Origin of the sequence: Micromonospora sp. WMMD1155, from assembly GCF_029581275.1 — a bacterium.
Classification (GTDB): domain Bacteria; phylum Actinomycetota; class Actinomycetes; order Mycobacteriales; family Micromonosporaceae; genus Micromonospora.
In genome coordinates, this window is record NZ_CP120742.1 from 380,887 (window position 1) to 397,970 (window position 17,084).

Here is a 17,084-nt window from a genome sequence, read left to right on the forward strand (position 1 = left end):
TCGATGTCCCCACCGATCAACCCACGGCACCTCCGTCGTCTCCTCAGCGCGGTACTCGCCGTCGTCCTCGCCGGCACCCTCGCCGCCCTCGTCCGGCCCACGCCGGCCGCCGCCGCCCCGGGCGACCTCATCCTCAACGGCACGTTCGACAACGGCAGCACCCAGCCCTGGTGGACCCGGCTCGCCTCGACCAGCACGACTGTCAACGCCGGTCAACTGCGCGTGCGCACCAGCGCGACGGTCGGCAAGCCCGTCTGGGAGGACCTGGTCGGCCACTTCGAGTTCGGCGTGACGGCGGCGCAACGGTACCGGTTGCAGTTCGACGCCACCGCCGACGTCAGCCGCCCGCTGCGCGTCTCGGTCTCCCGGGCGGACACGCCCTTCACCTCCGCCGTCGACCAGAGCGTCGCGCTCACCCCGACAATGCGCCGGTTCACCTTCGACTTCGCGTCCCCGTTCGGTGACCCGAAGGCGGTACTCCTGTTCCACTTCGGTGGCCAGGCCACCTCGACTGTCCGGTTGGACAACATCTCGCTCACCCCGCTGGCCGTCGACCCGGCCACCGACCCGATCCTGTACTGGAACGGCGTCCTGCTGGACGCCTTCAAGGGGATGGAGCTGCCACCGACGACCCTGTCGCGCCACGCGGCCATCCTGCACGCGGCGACGCACGACGCCGCCGTGTCGGTCACCGGCGTCGGCAACCCCTACCGGGTACGCGTGCCGGTCAGTTATCCAGGCACCATGGACGACGTCGTGGCACCGTCCCTGCACGCGGCCATCGACAAGGCCGCGTACGACGTGTTGGCGGCCCTCTTCCCGGCTCGGCGCCCGGTCTTCGACAACGCCTACGGGACCGCCACCTCGCGCCGGCCGTCCGGCGTGAACAGCGCGGAGGTCGCGCGCGGTGAGACGGTTGGTGCCGCAGCCGCCGCCGCCAACCTCCAGGCCCGCGCCAACGACGGCTCCGGCGACACCGGGGGGTACCAGTTGGACGGCGTCGACGGTTCCTGGCGGCCGACCGACGAGAAGCCGGCCGTCACCCCGAAGTGGGGTCTGCTCCCTCCGTTCGCGCTGACCTCGGGCAGCCAGTTCCGGCCCGACCTGCCGGCCGACGCTGATGACTACGAGGACCTGCTCGGCAAGGACGAGTACCGCGAACAGGTCGAGGAGGTCCGGAACCTGGGCGGCCGGTCGTCGTCGCTGCGCACCCCCGAGCAGACGCAGATCGCCTTCTTCTGGGCCAACGACCTGCCGGTGACCTACCGGCCACCGGGTCAGCTCTTCGCGCACACCCAGATCGTGGCGAAGCAGCAGAACCTCGGCATCCTCGCCAACGCCCGGCTCTTCGGGCTGGTCGCCCTGGCGCTCGCCGACGCCGCCATCGCCGCCTGGGACGCCAAGTACCTGACCGGAATCGACCTGTGGCGGCCGGAGAGCGCCATCGGCAACGGCTGGAAGCCGCTGTCGCAGGACACGAACGGCGTGTCGTTCTCGCCCGCGTTCCCGGCCTACGTCTCCGGGCACGCCACCTTCGCGGGCGCCTGGTCCGCCGTGATGAAGAGGTTCTTCGGCACCGACGCGATCGCCTTCGACGCGACCACCGACGATCCGCACGCGCAGGGCGTGGTCCGGCGCATGACCGGCTTCGACCACGCCGCCGAGGAGAACGCGCTGAGCCGGATCTACCTCGGCGTGCACTACCGGTTCGACGCGGACGCCGGACTCGCCACCGGGCGTTCCGTGGGCGCGTACGTCTACGCCAACCGCCTGCGGCCGTGAGCCGTCAGTCGGTGTAGGCCCGAGGGCTGCTCCCCGTCCGGTCCACAAGGTCGGGCGGGGAGCAGCACGTCTGGGTCACGGCAACGGCGTGCAGTCCCAGCGCGCGAAGCTGCCGGTACGCAACCACACGTCGCGGGCGGCCCGGACGTTCCACACCGGTTCCAGCGCGGTCCGGCGGTCGACGCCGAGGCGGGACAGCTCCATGTCGCTGAACTGGAAGACCCCCCACCGCCGTGACCCGTCCGCGGCGATCTCCACCCGGTACGGGTCGAGCCCGGACAGGCACCGCGCCACGTCCACCGCTGCGGCCGGATCCTCCGGGAACGCCTTCCGCACGTACGTGCCCACCCGCTCCTGCGGCCACCTGGCGGCCACCCGGTCACCCGACAGCTCGTCGAGCACCTGCCCGTCGGCGATGCCGCTGACCGGCAGACCACCCAGGGCCTGGAAGGCGATCAGCCGGCTGGTGGTGTCCGGGCCGAACCAACCGTCCACCGGCAGGAACAACCCGCCCGCCACCAGCCGCTCCTGGAGGCCCTGCACACACGGGCCGTACATGCCCTGGCGCAGGACGGCCGGGCAGCCGTCGGTCGGCGCGACGTCCGCAGTGGGGGTGTCGCGCGATAGCAGCGTCCCGGCCGCGCCGGCGGTCAGCACGGCGAGCAGCGCGAGCGCCGCCAGCCGAAGACGTCGACGCGCCGGCCGGGGCACCTCAGGTGGCACCGACGTCGGTGGGTCCGGCTCGGCCGACGGAGCCGGGGAGTGCGACGGAACCGGGTCGACCGGCGGGGCCGCATCGGTGGGCCGGGCCATCGTGGTCTGCGCTTCCTGACCCGCCACGTGGTCCCGCTCGCCGAGGTGGGCCTCGATGTCGCGGCGCACCGCCAACCACCGCTCGACCTCGCCCTCCGGCGTACCGCAGGCCGCCAGCAACGCCACGACGACACGTTCCCGGGGCAGGGTGCTCCGCCCCAGCATCGTGGCCAGGGTGCTCGCCGGGAGCCAGTGTCCGGTAGCCGAGGCACGTCGGGTGATCTCCCGGTAGGTCAGGCCGGAACGTCGACGCACCTCGCGGAGCAACGCGACGTACTCCCCCGCCGTGCTCGCCGACGGCACCGGATCCAGGGCGGCGTCATCCATCGATTCTCCCCGTGTCGTTGATGTCGTCGGGCCCGGACCGGTGCCGGTCCGAGCCCGTGAGCCGTCCACCCGTCACCGGCGCGGCCATCGAGGAAGACGCTAGACAAGGCGGTGGGCCGGAACAACCGCCCGGCCGTCGCGATGCGGTGTCCGCGCAGCTCAGGACCACCTGTCCGGGTTTTGTCCGACCATCTCGGACAGTCCGTGGACCGCAGCTTGCCCCGGTGCCTGCACGGTATGCAGAATCGGGCGATGTCCACGGGGGAGCTACGACCGGACGAGGCGGCCGATCCGGCCGAGTTCGTCGACCTGCTACGCCAACTCAAGGACCGGTCGCGGCTCACGTACCGCCAGTTGGAGCAACGCGCCACGGCGGCCGGTGACGTGCTGGCCCGCAGCACCGCCGCCGACGTCGTCCGCCGGAGCACCCTGCCCCGACCGGAGGTGGTGGCCGCCTTCGTCCGGGCCTGCGGGGCCGGGGACCAGGTCGAGGCGTGGCTGCGGGCGCGGCACCGTCTCGCGGTGGGTGCCTACGCCCCGACCTCGCCCGCGCCCGACCGGCCTTCGGTCGAACCCGACCAGCCGTCCGTCGAAGCCGATCACGCTTCCGAGCGCGGCACGGTGCCCGGCCACCCGGCGGCGGACAACGCCGCCCCGGAGGCGGCGGACGCCACCCGTTCGCGGTGGTTCGCGCGGCCCCTGCCACTGGCACTGCCCCTCGTGGGCACCCTGCTGGCCGCGCTGGGCGTCGGTGTCTGGATGCAGCGACCCGATGACGGACAGCGGACGGCACCGCAGGGCGCGCCGACCGGCTCGGCGAGCGCCGGTTCACCGGACGCGTCGGACGCCGGTGCCGGGCCGACGATCGCGCCGAACGCACGACTGAGCCAGATCCGGCCCGCCCGCAACCCGAAACTCTGTGTCACCGAGGGGCGGGACCGCACCGGCCGGTACCGGAGCGAGGTGGCGGTGCAGCGTCCCTGCACCGAGGCCACCCCACCGGACACCTACTTGGAGCCGGTGGCTGACGGGCTGTACTTCATCAAGTGGAACCACCCGGCGCACGGGCCCGGCTGCCTCACCGTCCGGGACGAGGATCCGGGCCGCCACCTGCTGGAACCCTGGCAGGACTGCAGCGCGACCAACTCGTCGCAACTGTTCCGGTTCGAGTCGACCGGCTCGACGCCGACCTCGTACCGGATCCGACCGGCCCGCGGCGACCTGTGCGTCGGTCTGCGCGACGACGACACCGAGGTGTCGGCCGAGGCGTTCGTCGAGCCGTGCACTAACGGCGCGGACCAGTTGTTCCTGGTCGACACACTGCCTGGCCGCTGACCGGCGGAGTTCAACGGGCCGGCGGCACCCGGTCCCAGCCGGGCGGCAGCGGCGGCGCGGACCAGGCCGGGTCGGGCTGCCACCGCGCCCACGCCGGGTCCCACCAGCGCGCACCGGCGTCGAGCAGCGCGGCGATCCGGTCGCCCTCGGCCTGGATCGCGTCGCTCATGCCGGGGTAGCGCCCCTCGACGAGGCGCTGGGCGAACAACTCCACGTCCTTCCAGACGTACCGGTCGGCGTCCGCACCCCACCACAGGTCCAGCTCGTGGTCCAGGGTGTCCACCCCGATCGGGGTACGGCGCACCGGGTCCTGGAGGTTGAAGTACCAGCCGGCGAAGTCGCGCCCGGGCCCCGTCCAGAACACGTCGATCGAGTGCGCCTCACCGGGGCGTTGCAGCATCACCTTGCCGTGGCCCGACCAGGAGCGGTGCCCGGCGGTCTCCCACGGGTGCCTCCCGCACGGGAAGACACCGTCCTTCGGGAAGCCGAACTCAGCCCCCGGCGGGAGGTAGAGCGCGAGCAGGTCGGGTGAGTCCTCGACGCAGATCGTCGGGCAGGCGAACCACACCTCGCCGCGCAGCACCTCGCGCCGCACCACGGTGTCACCGGGCGAGAACCGGTCCGCCACCACTTCCACCTCCGCGCTCTCCCCACCGAGGGCTCGGTGACGTCAGGACCGACACGATGTCACGGCGTCCACCCTGCCCTACTTCTCGGTGAGCAGCGTGCGGGTGCCGATCCCCTTCGCCAGGCTGACGAAGCTCTGCCACGATGCCTGCCCGAAAGTCAACGCACCGCCGTCCGGGTCCTTGCTGTCCCGAACGGCGACTATGCCAGGGAGGTTGTCGGCGACCTCCACACAGTTGCCCTGTGCCCCGCTCCGGGTGCTCTTGCGCCAACGAGCGCTGGTCAGATCAAACATGGTGCCTCTCCTTGATCCCCTGCATCAGCTTCCGGGATTCCTCAACGCTCAACGCTTGGGCGGTGAGGGCGTTCCAAACTTCCGCGTACGTTCTGACCTCTTCGAGCCGGTCAAGGTAGAGCGCACCCGAAAGACCTTCGTTGTAGACCGTCGTCGGCTCGGCCGACCTCGCCCCGGTCGTCGGGGCGAATACGGCTACCGCCCGCCCTCACCCTCAGCTGAACCGCACTCTCTGTGGAACGCACCCACGACCGCCCTACGGCAGCGGCCCTTACTCACACGGCCGGGGAACACCGGACGAGGCAGATGCGGCGGAACACGCGGTGAGCGATGACCTTTCCGCTGCCCTACCCGCACGTTGGCCCCTGGTCGCTGTTGGTGACGTCTTGAGCATCAGCCCGGCCGACTACTGCTTCGGGAGTGATCGGCTCCACTTGCGGGTCACTCACGTCCCGAGAAACGCCGACCTGCTGGCCCTTGAGTGGGTGCAACTCCACGGCGTGGAGCTGTGGCCCGACGGTAGGGCGTTCCAAGAACGCGCGGTATCGATCCGGGTGCAGGCTCTCCGGGACAACCCGCCAGCACGGCTTGAGCCGGATGCCGTGGACCTCGGGACGGTTGCCGGTGGCTGACTTCAAAGCTGGCGATGTTCTCCACGTCACCCGAGCCGCGTCGATCCAGTTCATCCGACCCATCACCTTCCGCGTCATCAGGATGCTCGACTGGCCCACCTACGACGACTGGGCCTGGCTGGACGGCTACGAGGTGAACCGCAAGGGCGACGCTGTCGCCCGCCGAACCGTTCTCGTGCAGCCGGCCGGGCTACGAAGACTGTCAGCCGGCCAGGCGAGGCGGGCGAGGGCGGCGCCCTCGCCCACACCTAGACTGATTCGCGCCCGCTGAGCTGCCCTGACGTGCGGAAAATGGAGTCGATACGTTCAGGTGACCGAAGCCTTAGATGCGATCGCGGCGCTTATCAGTGCCAGCGAGCACCCCGACATCACGGCGGTGACGCGCTACGGCGCGGACACCAGTCCGGGTGGGCAGTGACCCGCGGCGTCAAAGTCATGTATCGGTCTGGCTCGTTCGCCTTGTTGTGGGCTGCCGAGGAGCCACGCCCCGTTCCGGCTCCGGAGCCACCCCCGGCGGGGATGCCCCCGCCTACGCAGCGGGCGACCCGAACGCTCGCGTTCGCCACACAGCTACTCGACTACGCGCGCCCATCCGTCTTCACGACGTGGGAGACGTGCGGGTACCCAGGAGTGCACCTGTCGCCGTCCACGCTGCGGATCAACTGCGCGGACGGCACGAAGATCTGCCCCCGTGTGACAGTGGCATCCGGCCCCGGCCGTGAACCGGAGGCGGATCCTCACCCGGATTACCGAATCCCCGAAGGAGTCCGCGAATGGCCCTCAGAGTCAGTGTTCCGTCTGCGGCGCGAGAGTAGGCGTCGCGCCCGGCAAAAGTTGTCCGCGCACCAGGCGATGGGCAGCAGGGGGCACTTGGCCCGGGTCGGGACCAGCAGACCTCCTGCCCCGGACACGCTCACGCCGGGCAATTCGGATCAACCGCGCAGAAAATACAGGTCTGCACGCCCCTGGGGCCAAGTGCAAACCTGCATCGTCTGCGCGGTTGATCGACTCGGTTTCGCCGATGTTGGGTATCCCGGGGCCTCGGATACCGCGATATCGCCGACCTGGTGTGGATCATGGAGGTGGCTATCGCCCTCAGGCGTCGACGGCCGCCATCACGTCGTCGCTGACGTCGAAGTTCGCGTAGACGTTCTGCACGTCGTCGCAGTCCTCCAGCACGTCGATCAGCTTGAAGACCTTGCGCGCGCCCTCCTCGTCCAGCGGAATGTTCATGCTGGGGATGAGGGAGGACTCGGCCGACTCGTACTCGATGCCGGCGTCCTGCAGGGCGGTGCGGACCGCGATCAGGTCGGTCGGCTCGGACACCACCTCGTACGCCTCACCGAGGTCGTTGACCTCCTCGGCACCGGCGTCGAGGACGGCCATCATCACGTCGTCCTCGCTGGTGCCCTCCTTGGGGACGATCACCACGCCCTTGCGGGAGAACAGGTACGACACCGAGCCGGCGTCGGCCAGCGAGCCGCCGTTGCGGGTCAGCGCGGTGCGCACCTCGGTCGCCGCCCGGTTGCGGTTGTCGGTGAGGCACTCGATCAGCATCGCGACGCCGTTCGGGCCGTACCCCTCATACATGATCGTCTGCCAGTCGGCGCCGCCGGCCTCCAGGCCGGAGCCGCGCTTGACGGCGCGATCGATGTTGTCGTTCGGCACCGAGCTCTTCTTCGCCTTCTGGATCGCGTCGAAGAGAGTCGGGTTACCGGAGGGGTCGCCACCACCGGTCCGTGCGGCCACCTCGACGTTCTTGATCAGCTTGGCGAACATCTTGCCGCGCTTGGCGTCGATGACGGCCTTCTTGTGCTTGGTCGTCGCCCACTTTGAGTGGCCGGACATCTTCTACCTCCGTCTGTCATTCCACGCCTGCATCGACTGCCGCACCGATGACGCGCCGCATCGGGCGGTCCGGCGGCCGGTCGGCTCCGCGGGAATTGCCGCGCCGGGCGACGGCCCTGCCGAACCGCGGCAATCTTACCGAGGTCACACCCGGGCGTGTCACATCCGGCACCCGCCGGGGTGCCGCCGGGGTGCCGCCGGCGACCCATGGGACAACCAACCGGGGCCGGAGAACATGCCCCGCCGGTCGGAGGGCGACCCCGCCCGACCGCTCAGGCGGCCCGCACCAGATCCACGAAGTACGCGTGCACCCGCAGGTCACCGGTCAACTCCGGGTGGAACGAGGTGGCCAGCAGGTTGCCCTGCCGGACCGCCACGACCCGGTCGGCGGCCGGGCCACCGGTCACCGTTCCGATGACCTGGACACCGGCACCGACCCTTTCGACCCAGGGCGCTCGGATGAAGACCGCGTGGAACGGCTCCCCCGGCACCCCGGTGATCTCCACCGGGGCCTCGAACGAGTCGACCTGCCGACCGAACGCGTTGCGCCGCACGGTCATGTCGATGCCCGCGAAGCCGCGCTGGTCGGGTCGGCCGTCCAGCACCGCCGTGGCCAACATGATCATGCCGGCGCAGGACCCGTAGACCGGCATGCCGTCGGCGATCCGCTTGTCGATCGGCTCGCGCATCTCGAAGATGTCAGCGAGCTTGCTGATGGTGGTGGACTCGCCCCCGGGAATCACCAGGCCGTCGACCGCGTCCAGTTCCGCCGGACGACGCACCGGGCGGGCGTCCGCGCCCGCCGCGGCCAACGCCGCCACGTGCTCACGGACGTCACCCTGAAGAGCGAGAACACCGATCACGGGTACGGCCATCCGTCGGTCACCAGCCCCGCTCGGCCAGGCGGTGCGGCTGCGGGATCTCGTCGACGTTGATGCCGACCATGGCCTCGCCGAGGCCACGGGAGACCTTCGCCAGCACGTCCGGGTCGTCGTGGAAGGTGGTGGCCTTGACGATCGCGGCGGCCCGCTGGGCCGGGTTGCCGGCCTTGAAGATGCCGGAGCCGACGAAGACACCCTCCGCACCGAGCTGCATCATCATCGCGGCGTCGGCCGGGGTGGCGATCCCACCGGCGGTGAACAGCACCACCGGCAGCTTGCCGCTCTCGGCGACCTCCTTGACCAGCTCGTACGGGGCCTGCAACTCCTTGGCGGCGACGTACAGCTCGTCGGCCGGCAACGAGGACAGCCGACGGATCTCCTGGCGGATCCTTCGCATGTGGGTGGTGGCGTTGGAGACGTCACCGGTGCCGGCCTCACCCTTGGAGCGGATCATGGCCGCACCCTCGGTGATCCGGCGCAGCGCCTCTCCGAGGTTGGTCGCGCCACAGACGAAGGGCACCGTGAAGGCCCACTTGTCGATGTGGTTGGCGTAGTCGGCCGGGGTCAGCACCTCGGACTCGTCGACGTAGTCCACGCCGAGCGACTGGAGGATCTGCGCCTCCACGAAGTGGCCGATGCGGGCCTTGGCCATCACCGGGATGGACACCGCCTCGATGATCCCGTCGATCATGTCGGGGTCGCTCATCCGGGACACCCCGCCCTGCGCGCGGATGTCGGCGGGCACCCGCTCCAGGGCCATCACCGCGACGGCGCCGGCGTCCTCGGCGATCTTGGCCTGCTCGGCGTTGACCACATCCATGATCACGCCGCCCTTCAGCATCTCGGCCATGCCACGCTTCACGCGGGCCGAGCCGACGACGGGGGCGGTACCGGTGTTCGAGGCGGTGTTTTCGGGCACGGGTCAACGCTCCTTGGACGGGCTCCGGGGGTGGCAGCGAAAATGCTACGTGCGCTGCAACGCCGCACCGACAGCCAATCAGACCCCCGGTGGCCTGCCCTGTGGCACTGATCACCGGCCCGCGCGAGGCCGGGTCAGGTGGCGGGGACGTCCGCGGGCACCGTCAGGGTCGGGTCGTCGATGTCGAAGTAGCGCGGCCACTCCCGGCCCCGCCCCATCCGCAACAACCGCACCAGCGGCCGACTACGCGCCGAGCGGGCGTCCCGGACCAGATCGGTGTGCACCTGCCGAGACAGCGCCAACCGGCGGCTGGCCGCGATGACCGCCCCGCAGTCCGGATCGTCCGGATCCAACTGGACGGCACGCAACTGCCGGGTCAGGTCGTTCTCCGCCGCCTCACGCTCGTCCGGGCCGGCGTCCAGGGCGATCCGGGCCGCCGCGTACAGCTCGACGCCGAACCGCCGCTCGGCCAGCACCGCGGCCGCCGCCGCCCGGCGCAGCAGGTGGGCGTCGAGTGCCCGGGCCGCCAGCTCCGCGCGACCCTGCAACCTGTCGACCCGGCCGGCCGTCCAGACGAGGTACGCCGCGACCAGCCCGACGACCACGCTCGCGGCCACCACCCACCACATGTGCGGCATCGTAGTGCTGCTCCGTTTCGGTTCCGAGTGGGTGCGGTCAGGCCGGGAGACCGGTCACCGCCGCACCGTCCGTCACAGCGGTCAGCCCAGCCCCACCCATTCCTGGTCGATGACCCGCCCGTCGGTTGCCTCGATCGCCGCTGCGTATACCTCCAGAACACGGCGGGCAACCACCGGCCAGTCGAAATTCGCCACGACCTGATCCCCGCAGGCGGTCAGCGTGGCCCGCCCGGCGGGATCGTCCAACAGCTCGGTCACCGCGTCGCGCAGCCCCGCCGGGTCGCCGGTGGGGAAGAGCCGGCCCGCGCGCCCACCGTCGAGCACCCGCCGGAACGCGTCCAGGTCGCTGGCGACGACCGTCGTACCCGCGGCCAACGCCTCGGTGAGGATCATGCCGAACGACTCGCCACCGGTGTTCGGCGCCACGTAGAGGTGAACACTGCGCAGCATGCGTGCCTTGTCCGGTTCGGTGACCAGGCCGAGGAACGTGACGCGCTCGTGCAGCTCGGCCGGGAACTGGTCGTACAGGTCGTCCGGGTCACCCGGGCCGGCGACGAGCAACCGCAACCCGGGCCGGGTGGGTGCCAGCGCCACGAACGCGTCACGCAGCACCGGGAAGCCCTTGCGCGCCTCGGTGAACCGGCCCAGGAAGCCGAGCGTGCCGCCGGTGCCCGGGGCACACTCCCCCGGCCAGCCCGGCAACGGCTCGGCGTCGGCGAACTTGGCCACCGCCACCCCGTTGGGGATCTCCACCGCGCCGCCGTCCATGTGCTCCACCTGCACCTTGCGGGCCAGCGCGCTGACCGCGATCCGGGCGGTGATCCGTTCCAACACGATCTGGAGCACACCCTGCGCCGCCGCCAACACCCGCGAACGGGTCATCGCGGTGTGGAACGTGGCCACCACCGGACCCCGAGCGGAGAGCACGGCCAGCAGCGACAGGCTCAGCGTGAGCGGCTCGTGCACGTGCAGCACGTCGAAGTCACCGTTGGTGATCCACCGACGGACCCGAGCGGTCGAGACCGGGCCGAACGCGATCCGGGCCACCGAGCCGTTGTACGGAAGCGGCACCGCACGGCCCGCGGACACCACGTACGGCGGCAGCGGCGAATCCTCGTCGGCCGGGGCGAGCACGCTGACCTCGTGACCGAGCGCGATCAGCGCCTCCGCGAGGTCCATCACGTGGTTCTGCACACCGCCGGGCACGTCGAAGGAGTACGGGCACACGATGCCGATCCGCATGCGTCACCGCCCCCTGTCCGTGATCGTGGGACACCAACCCACCGTGCCCACCACGCCCTAGGCCGGACCGGAGGCCGACGAGGGCAGCACCGTGCCGTCCCCCGCCCTCCGCTGGTCCAGCCACATCCGCTGCAACATGTGCCAGTCTTCCGGATGCCGGGCGATACCCGCCGCCAGACGGTCGGCGATCAGCTGGGTCAGCGATCGGACCCGCTGGTCCAGGGGCCCCGCCTCGGGCCCCGGCACCGGCAGCGGGCCGGCGAGCGACGCGCAGGCCGCGTCCGTTTCGTACCACATCGAGGCCACGTAGAGCGGCGCTCCGGTGTGCAACGCGAGCAGTGCGGGCCCGGCCGGCATCCGGGTCTTCCCGTCGAAGAAGTCCACCTCCACGCCACGGGCGGAGAGGTCCCGGTCGGCCAGCAGCGGCACCACGGCACCGGCGCGTACCCGGTCCAGCAGCACCTCGAACGCCGGGCGCGGTCCGCCGTGGGTCGGCAGGATCTCCATCCCCAGGCTCTCCCGGAAGGCGATGAAACGCTCGTAGACGCCCTCCGGCTTGAGTCGCTCCATGACCGTGGTGATCGGCCAACCGGTGGCCGCCACCCAGGCCCCCGCGGCGTCCCAGTTGCCGGCGTGCGGCAACGCCACCACGGCGCCCCGGCCCGCGGCCACGTCGGCGGCGAGCAGCTCCGCGCCGTCGAGCCGGAAGCCGGACAGGATCTGCGTCCGGCTCAACGACGGCAGCCGGAACGCCTCCATCCAGTACCGGGCGTAGGAGCGCAACCCACGCTTGACGAGATCGTCCAGCTCGGCGTCGGGCAGCTCCGGCCCGACCACCCGGCGCAGGTTCGCGCGCAGTCGGTCCGTACCCCCGCCGCCACGGCGGTGGGCGCGGTCGGCGCCCGCCTGGAACACCGCCGCCACCAGCGGCCGGGGTAGCGCGCGGACCACCCGCCAGCCGGCGACGTAGCCCAGCTCGGTGAGGTTCACGCGGCCCGGCCGCCGGTCGTCCGGCACCGGGCCGTCACCGGGCCCCTCACGCCTGGCCGTCCGGCTGGAGCTGCCGGGCCTGGCGGTAGACGTGCGTCATCCGCTGCCCCACCGTGAAGATCGACACTGCGGCGAGCAGCCAGAGCGCGATCTCCAGCGCCGGCTCCACACCGACACCGGTGAGGATGCCGCCGACGCCGACGATCAGCAGCCGCTCGGTGCGCTCGGCGATGCCCACGTTGCAGGTCATGCCGAGCCCTTCGGCGCGTGCCTTCACGTAGGAGACCAGGCTCCCGGCGGCCAGGCAGACCAGCGCGGCGGTGACCCCCGAGTGGTTGCCCTCGGTGGCCAGCCAGTACGCGACCGCGCCGAAGACGGCGCTGTCGGCGACCCGGTCCATGCTCGAATCGAGGAACGCGCCGAACCGGGTGGAGCCGCCGCTCATCCGGGCCATCGTCCCGTCGAGCAGATCGGTCAACGCGAACAGAGTCACGATCAACGCGCCCGCGACCAGGTGGCCGCGCGCACCGAAGCCGAGCGCGCCGACGAGCACACCGACGGTGCCCGTGACGGTGACGGCATTGGGGGTGACGCCCGCGCGCAGAAGGGCACGGGCAATCGGCTCGACGACGCGGGTCATCCCCGCGCGGGCCGACACTTGGAAGATCTTCGCCATGGCGGTCCCCACGATAACGGTCCGCCCAGCTCCGCCGATACGGACGGTCCCGGCGACCCGCCCGCGAGAGGCTTGTGCCTGTCCGACAACGGGTGTGAGATCGAGCCAGGGGGTGAGCCAGCTCACCCGTCAACCCGTCCCGTTCCCGCTGTGCAGCAGACCACCGGAGGATATCGCCGCGCTCTCGCCCCGGGCCGCTTCCACCTCGCGCGGCGGTCGCCACCCACCACCGGCTGAGGGAGGTGCGCCCGATGGCGCAGAAAAATCAGGAGAAGGGTTCCACCGGCGGCGCGCCGGTCATGACCCGACCCGAGCGGGTCCGCAACGTGGTGCTCGTCGGGCATTCCGGAGCGGGCAAGACGACACTCGTCGAGGCCCTGCTCGCGGCGACGGGCACGATCGGCCGGGCCGGCTCCGTGGTCGACGGCACCACCGTGGGCGACCACGACCCCGCCGCGGTACGCCAACAACGCTCGGTCAGCCTGTCCTGCGCACCACTGCTGCACGACGGCATCAAGGTCAACCTGCTGGACACCCCGGGGTACGCCGACTTCGTCGGCGAGCTGCGCGCCGGGCTGCGGGCCGCCGACGCCGCGCTCTTCGTCGTCTCGGCCGCGGGCGGCATGGACGCCGCAACCGTCGCCCTGTGGGAGGAGTGCGCGGCGGTCGACATGCCCCGCGCGGTCGCGGTGGCCCGACTGGACCAGCCCCGCGCCGACGTCGACGAGACGGTGGCGCTCTGCCAACGCCTCTTCGGTGACAACGTGATGCCGCTCTACCTGCCGATGCTCGGCGACGACGGCGTGTCCACCGAGGGTCTGCTCGGCCTGATCACCCGCCGGGTCTTCGACTACAGCGCCGGGCTGCCCGCCGACGTCCGCGCCCCCGACCCGGAACACCAGCGGGCCATCGACGAGTCCCGCGACGAGCTGATCGAGGGGATCATCGCCGAGAGCGAGGACGAGACCCTCATGGACCGCTACCTCGACGGCGAGGAGATCAGCGACGAGGTGCTCATCGAGGACCTGGAGAAGGCCGTCGCCCGAGGTCACTTCTACCCGGTGGTGCCGGTCTGCGCCCAGACCGGCGTCGGGTTGGACGTGCTGCTGGAGGTGCTGACCGCCGCGTTCCCCTCGCCGCTGGAGCACGAGCTGCCGGCGGTGACCGGCGTGGACGGGTCACCGCGTCCGCCGTTGACGTGCGACCCGGCCGGGCCGCTCGTCGCGGAGGTCGTCAAGACCACCGTCGACCGCCACGTCGGCCGGGTCTCGCTGGTCCGGGTCTTCTCCGGCACGCTGCGACCCGACCAGACGGTGCACGTCTCCGGGCACGGCATGGCCGAACGCGGGCATCCCGACCACGACGCCGACGAGCGGGTCGGGCACATCTACACCCCGCTGGGCGCCACCCTTCGCGAGGTGCCGCTCTGCGCGGCGGGCGACATCTGCGCGATCACCAAGTCGGGCAGCGCCGAGACCGGCGACACCATCTCGGCCAAGACCGACCCGCTGCTGATCGCCCCCTGGGAGATGCCGGAACCGCTGCTGCCGGTGGCGATCGTCGCCCACAGCCGCGCCGACGAGGACGCCCTGGCCCGCAACCTGGCCCGCCTGGTCGCGGGCGACCCCACGCTGCGGTTGGAGCGCAACCCGGAGACCCACCAGTTGGTCCTCTGGTGCATGGGCGAGGCACACGCCGACGTGGTGCTCGACCGGCTCCGCGCCGGAGGCGTCGAGCTGGACACCGAGCCGGTCAAGGTGTCGCTGCGCGAGACGCTGACGGTGCCCGCGCGGGGGCACGGCCGGCACGTCAAGCAGTCCGGTGGCCACGGCCAGTACGCGGTCTGCGACATCGAGGTCGAGCCACTGCCCCGGGGCGGCGGCTTCGAGTTCGTCGACCGGGTCGTCGGCGGGGCGGTGCCGCACAACTACATCCCCTCCGTGGAGAAGGGCATCCGCGCCCAGCTCGAACGCGGCCTCGTCGCCGGTCACCCGGTGGTGGACCTGCGGGTGACCCTGGTCGACGGCAAGGCGCACAGCGTCGACTCCTCCGACGCGGCCTTCCAGACCGCCGGCGCGCTGGCCCTGCGCGACGCCGCCGAGCGGGCCCAGCCGGCACTGTTGGAGCCGATCGACGAGGTCACCATCCGGGTGCCCGACGGTTCGGTGGGCACGGTGATGGGCGACCTCTCCGGCCGACGGGGCCGGGTGCTCGGCACCGAACCGGACCCGGACGCCGAGGGCCGTACCCTCGTCCGCGCCGAGGTGCCGGCCAGCGAACTGCTGCGCTACGCCGTCGAGCTGCGCTCGATGACGGCCGGCACCGGCACCTTCCGCCGTCACTTCGTCCGCCACGACCCGATGCCCGCCCACCTGGCCGACCAGATCCGCAAGGAACAAACCCCCTGACCCCGGGGCTTGGGTCAGGGATGGACGGTGGGGTGGGTGGGCGGGGGCCAGTGCGGGCGGTCGGCGTCGCGTAGCGCCGCCGTGCGCAGCGCCGCCAACTGGCGTTCCACCTCGACGAACTGGTCCGCCGGCAGCGGGCCCCGGTGTAGCGCGGCGGCGTTCTCCTCGATCTGGGCGACCGTACGGCAACCGGGGATCGGGATGGTGCGGCCACTGCGGGCCCAGATCCAGCCCAGCGCTCCCTGGGCGAGGGTGCGCCCGTCGGCGGTGAGCGCCGCCCGGACCGCGCCGACCCGACGCAGCCACTCCGGCGCGGGCCGACCACCACGGAACCACTCCAACCACCCGGGGGCCAGCCCGCGTACGTCGTCGTGCGGCAGGGTCGACCCGGCCGTGTACTTGCCGGTGAGCAGCCCCATGCCCAGCGGGCCCCGGTTGACGCTGGCCAGGTCGTACTTGTCGCAGACGGCGAGCAGTTCGGGGGCGTCCCGCAGCACGGACAGGGTGTGCTGCACGGCGGTGGCGCCGGCGGCGGCGTGCCCGAACGCGGTGGCGCGGTCGGCACGGTCGGTGCTCCACCCGTACGCCCGGACCAGGCCCTCGGCGACCAGTTCCTCGCAACCGCCGATCAGCGCCTGCGCGCGGGGCACCGACAGGTCGGCGAGGTGCAGCTGGTAGAGGTCGATCCGGTCGGTGCCCAACCGGCGCAGCGAGTCGGTCACGGCCCTCCGCAGGTACGCGGGCGACGCGTCCTCTCCGGTGGCCTGTCGGCTCGCCTCGTCGAAGGTGTAACCCCACTTGGTGGCGATCACGGCCTCGTCCCGGCGACCGGCCAGCGCCCGGCCGAGGACCCGCTCGCTGTGCCCGGCGCCGTACGTGTCGGCGGTGTCGAAGAGGGTGACGCCCAGGTCGAGCGCGCGGCGGACCGTACGCACCGACTCGTCGTCGTCGACCGCACCCCAGCCCAGCGGTTGGGTGCCCTCGGCCCACGGGCCGCCGATCACCCAGCACCCCATGCCGAGGGCGCTGACCTCGATGCCGCTGCGTCCCAACGTCCGTGTCGTGACTGCCATCGGCCGATCGTGCCACCTCCACGGACGGGGGCGTAGCAGATCCCGGGGCCGGAATCGCGCGTGCGAGCCGACCGACCGGTACGGCATGATCGGCCGCATGCGGAGGCTGGGTGTGGACGTCGGCGGAGTGATCATCGAGCCGGCCGACGAGGACGCCGACACCTCGTTCTTCGGGGCGCACTACCTGCGTACGCCGGTGGTCGACGGGGCGTTCGACGCGCTCGCGGCGCTCGGGCCGGAGTTCGACGAGGTGCATCTGGTCTCCAAGTGTGGGGAAACCACCGAGCGCCGCACCCGGGAGTGGCTGGCCCACCATGACTTCCCGGCGCGCACCGGCATCCCGGTCGAGCGGGTTCACTTCTGCCGTACCCGGCCGGACAAGGCACCGATCGCCGAGCGCCTCGGGCTGACCCACTTCGTGGACGACAAGTTGGAGGTGCTCGGCTACCTGGATTCGGTGCCGCACCGCTACCTGTTCCGGCCCCGCCCGGCGGAGGTCGCGGCCCGCGAGGCGCTGCTGCCGCTCGTACACCGGGTGGAGAGCTGGCCGGAGCTGACCCCGCTGCTGCGCGCCGACTAGCGGGCGGCGCGGGCCCGG

17 protein-coding genes and 1 pseudogene are annotated in these 17,084 nt (G+C 71.7%); 6 read left to right on the top strand and 12 right to left on the bottom strand.

Annotated features, from left to right (window positions below; all coding sequences use genetic code 11):
- Positions 1–3 precede the first annotated feature (3 nt).
- Entirely contained in the window at positions 4–1,782 is a 1,779-nt protein-coding gene (locus tag O7617_RS01425; RefSeq protein ID WP_282260954.1) for a carbohydrate binding domain-containing protein, read from the top strand.
- A 75-nt stretch (positions 1,783–1,857) separates the two neighbouring features.
- On the opposite strand, the gene O7617_RS01430 is transcribed toward O7617_RS01425, so the two are convergent.
- Positions 1,858–2,922 (bottom strand): peptidoglycan-binding protein, encoded by a 1,065-nt coding sequence (locus tag O7617_RS01430; protein ID WP_282260955.1) that lies wholly within the window; start codon positions 2,920–2,922, stop codon positions 1,858–1,860.
- Between the two features lie 252 nt (positions 2,923–3,174).
- On the opposite strand from O7617_RS01430, the gene O7617_RS01435 reads away from it, so the two are divergent.
- The gene (locus tag O7617_RS01435) at positions 3,175–4,257 is read left to right on the top strand and encodes a helix-turn-helix domain-containing protein (protein WP_282260956.1); all 1,083 of its coding nucleotides are present in this window, start codon (positions 3,175–3,177) and stop codon (positions 4,255–4,257) included.
- Between the two features lie 10 nt (positions 4,258–4,267).
- Here O7617_RS01435 and O7617_RS01440 read toward each other — a convergent pair whose 3' ends face one another.
- The 3 genes and pseudogenes from O7617_RS01440 to O7617_RS01450 all read right to left on the bottom strand — a co-directional run.
- Entirely contained in the window at positions 4,268–4,885 is a 618-nt protein-coding gene (locus tag O7617_RS01440) for a DUF402 domain-containing protein (protein ID WP_282260957.1), read from the bottom strand.
- Positions 4,886–4,963: 78 nt separating this feature from the next.
- The gene (locus O7617_RS01445; protein WP_282260958.1) at positions 4,964–5,179 is read right to left on the bottom strand and encodes a DUF397 domain-containing protein; all 216 of its coding nucleotides are present in this window, start codon (positions 5,177–5,179) and stop codon (positions 4,964–4,966) included.
- Positions 5,172–5,354: pseudogene (locus tag O7617_RS01450) on the bottom strand (Scr1 family TA system antitoxin-like transcriptional regulator); the annotation flags it as partial. The gene O7617_RS01445 and the pseudogene O7617_RS01450, both read right to left, overlap by 8 nt.
- 211 nt (positions 5,355–5,565) lie before the next feature.
- On the opposite strand from O7617_RS01450, the gene O7617_RS01455 reads away from it, so the two are divergent.
- Both O7617_RS01455 and O7617_RS01460 read left to right on the top strand, forming a co-directional pair.
- Positions 5,566–5,811, top strand: coding sequence for a hypothetical protein (locus tag O7617_RS01455; RefSeq protein ID WP_282260959.1), 246 nt, complete (start codon positions 5,566–5,568; stop codon positions 5,809–5,811).
- Positions 5,804–6,082 carry a hypothetical protein gene (locus O7617_RS01460; protein ID WP_282260960.1) on the top strand — a complete coding sequence of 93 codons (279 nt, stop codon included), beginning with the start codon at positions 5,804–5,806 and terminating at the stop codon, positions 6,080–6,082. The genes O7617_RS01455 and O7617_RS01460 overlap by 8 nt, the downstream gene beginning before the upstream one ends.
- 824 nt (positions 6,083–6,906) lie before the next feature.
- Here the strand turns inward: O7617_RS01460 and O7617_RS01465 are convergent.
- The 7 genes from O7617_RS01465 to pgsA form a co-directional block, all read right to left on the bottom strand.
- Positions 6,907–7,659 carry a YebC/PmpR family DNA-binding transcriptional regulator gene (locus O7617_RS01465; protein ID WP_088990395.1) on the bottom strand — a complete coding sequence of 251 codons (753 nt, stop codon included), beginning with the start codon at positions 7,657–7,659 and terminating at the stop codon, positions 6,907–6,909.
- Positions 7,660–7,931: 272 nt separating this feature from the next.
- Complete coding sequence (gene pdxT / locus O7617_RS01470; protein WP_282260961.1) at positions 7,932–8,534, bottom strand: pyridoxal 5'-phosphate synthase glutaminase subunit PdxT; 603 nt, start codon at positions 8,532–8,534, stop codon at positions 7,932–7,934.
- A 7-nt stretch (positions 8,535–8,541) separates the two neighbouring features.
- Complete coding sequence (pdxS, locus tag O7617_RS01475; RefSeq protein WP_282260962.1) at positions 8,542–9,459, bottom strand: pyridoxal 5'-phosphate synthase lyase subunit PdxS; 918 nt, start codon at positions 9,457–9,459, stop codon at positions 8,542–8,544.
- 134 nt (positions 9,460–9,593) lie between these two features.
- The gene (locus tag O7617_RS01480; protein WP_282260963.1) at positions 9,594–10,097 is read right to left on the bottom strand and encodes a hypothetical protein; all 504 of its coding nucleotides are present in this window, start codon (positions 10,095–10,097) and stop codon (positions 9,594–9,596) included.
- 81 nt (positions 10,098–10,178) lie between these two features.
- Positions 10,179–11,339 (bottom strand): glycosyltransferase family 4 protein, encoded by a 1,161-nt coding sequence (locus tag O7617_RS01485; RefSeq protein ID WP_282260964.1) that lies wholly within the window; start codon positions 11,337–11,339, stop codon positions 10,179–10,181.
- A 57-nt stretch (positions 11,340–11,396) separates the two neighbouring features.
- Positions 11,397–12,329, bottom strand: a complete 933-nt coding sequence (locus tag O7617_RS01490) for a phosphatidylinositol mannoside acyltransferase (RefSeq protein WP_282264603.1) — start codon at positions 12,327–12,329, stop codon at positions 11,397–11,399.
- Between the two features lie 46 nt (positions 12,330–12,375).
- On the bottom strand, positions 12,376–13,005 hold the full coding sequence (gene pgsA, locus O7617_RS01495) for a phosphatidylinositol phosphate synthase (protein ID WP_282260965.1): 630 nt from the start codon (positions 13,003–13,005) through the stop codon (positions 12,376–12,378).
- 251 nt (positions 13,006–13,256) lie between these two features.
- On the opposite strand from pgsA, the gene O7617_RS01500 reads away from it, so the two are divergent.
- Positions 13,257–15,413, top strand: coding sequence for an elongation factor G-like protein EF-G2 (locus tag O7617_RS01500; protein ID WP_282260966.1), 2,157 nt, complete (start codon positions 13,257–13,259; stop codon positions 15,411–15,413).
- A 14-nt stretch (positions 15,414–15,427) separates the two neighbouring features.
- Here the strand turns inward: O7617_RS01500 and O7617_RS01505 are convergent, their stop codons facing one another.
- Positions 15,428–16,486 (bottom strand): aldo/keto reductase, encoded by a 1,059-nt coding sequence (locus O7617_RS01505; protein ID WP_282260967.1) that lies wholly within the window; start codon positions 16,484–16,486, stop codon positions 15,428–15,430.
- Positions 16,487–16,583: 97 nt separating this feature from the next.
- Here O7617_RS01505 and O7617_RS01510 point away from each other — a divergent pair, with 97 nt between their 5' ends.
- Positions 16,584–17,066 carry a hypothetical protein gene (locus O7617_RS01510; protein ID WP_282260968.1) on the top strand — a complete coding sequence of 161 codons (483 nt, stop codon included), beginning with the start codon at positions 16,584–16,586 and terminating at the stop codon, positions 17,064–17,066.
- Positions 17,067–17,084: the final 18 nt, after the last annotated feature.

What these genes read in the sequence shown, in the direction of transcription:
- O7617_RS01430 (WP_282260955.1), bottom strand. Translation starts at nt 2,922, where the DNA reads ATGGATGACGCCGCCCTGGATCCGGTGCCGTCGGCGAGCACGGCGGGG.
- O7617_RS01505 (WP_282260967.1), bottom strand. Translation starts at nt 16,486, where the DNA reads ATGGCAGTCACGACACGGACGTTGGGACGCAGCGGCATCGAGGTCAGC.
- O7617_RS01510 (WP_282260968.1), top strand. Translation starts at nt 16,584, where the DNA reads ATGCGGAGGCTGGGTGTGGACGTCGGCGGAGTGATCATCGAGCCGGCC.
- O7617_RS01445 (WP_282260958.1), bottom strand. Translation starts at nt 5,179, where the DNA reads ATGTTTGATCTGACCAGCGCTCGTTGGCGCAAGAGCACCCGGAGCGGG.
- O7617_RS01435 (WP_282260956.1), top strand. Translation starts at nt 3,175, where the DNA reads ATGTCCACGGGGGAGCTACGACCGGACGAGGCGGCCGATCCGGCCGAG.
- O7617_RS01500 (WP_282260966.1), top strand. Translation starts at nt 13,257, where the DNA reads ATGGCGCAGAAAAATCAGGAGAAGGGTTCCACCGGCGGCGCGCCGGTC.
- O7617_RS01480 (WP_282260963.1), bottom strand. Translation starts at nt 10,097, where the DNA reads ATGCCGCACATGTGGTGGGTGGTGGCCGCGAGCGTGGTCGTCGGGCTG.
- O7617_RS01425 (WP_282260954.1), top strand. Translation starts at nt 4, where the DNA reads ATGTCCCCACCGATCAACCCACGGCACCTCCGTCGTCTCCTCAGCGCG.
- O7617_RS01485 (WP_282260964.1), bottom strand. Translation starts at nt 11,339, where the DNA reads ATGCGGATCGGCATCGTGTGCCCGTACTCCTTCGACGTGCCCGGCGGT.
- pdxT (WP_282260961.1), bottom strand. Translation starts at nt 8,534, where the DNA reads ATGGCCGTACCCGTGATCGGTGTTCTCGCTCTTCAGGGTGACGTCCGT.
- pgsA (WP_282260965.1), bottom strand. Translation starts at nt 13,005, where the DNA reads ATGGCGAAGATCTTCCAAGTGTCGGCCCGCGCGGGGATGACCCGCGTC.
- O7617_RS01465 (WP_088990395.1), bottom strand. Translation starts at nt 7,659, where the DNA reads ATGTCCGGCCACTCAAAGTGGGCGACGACCAAGCACAAGAAGGCCGTC.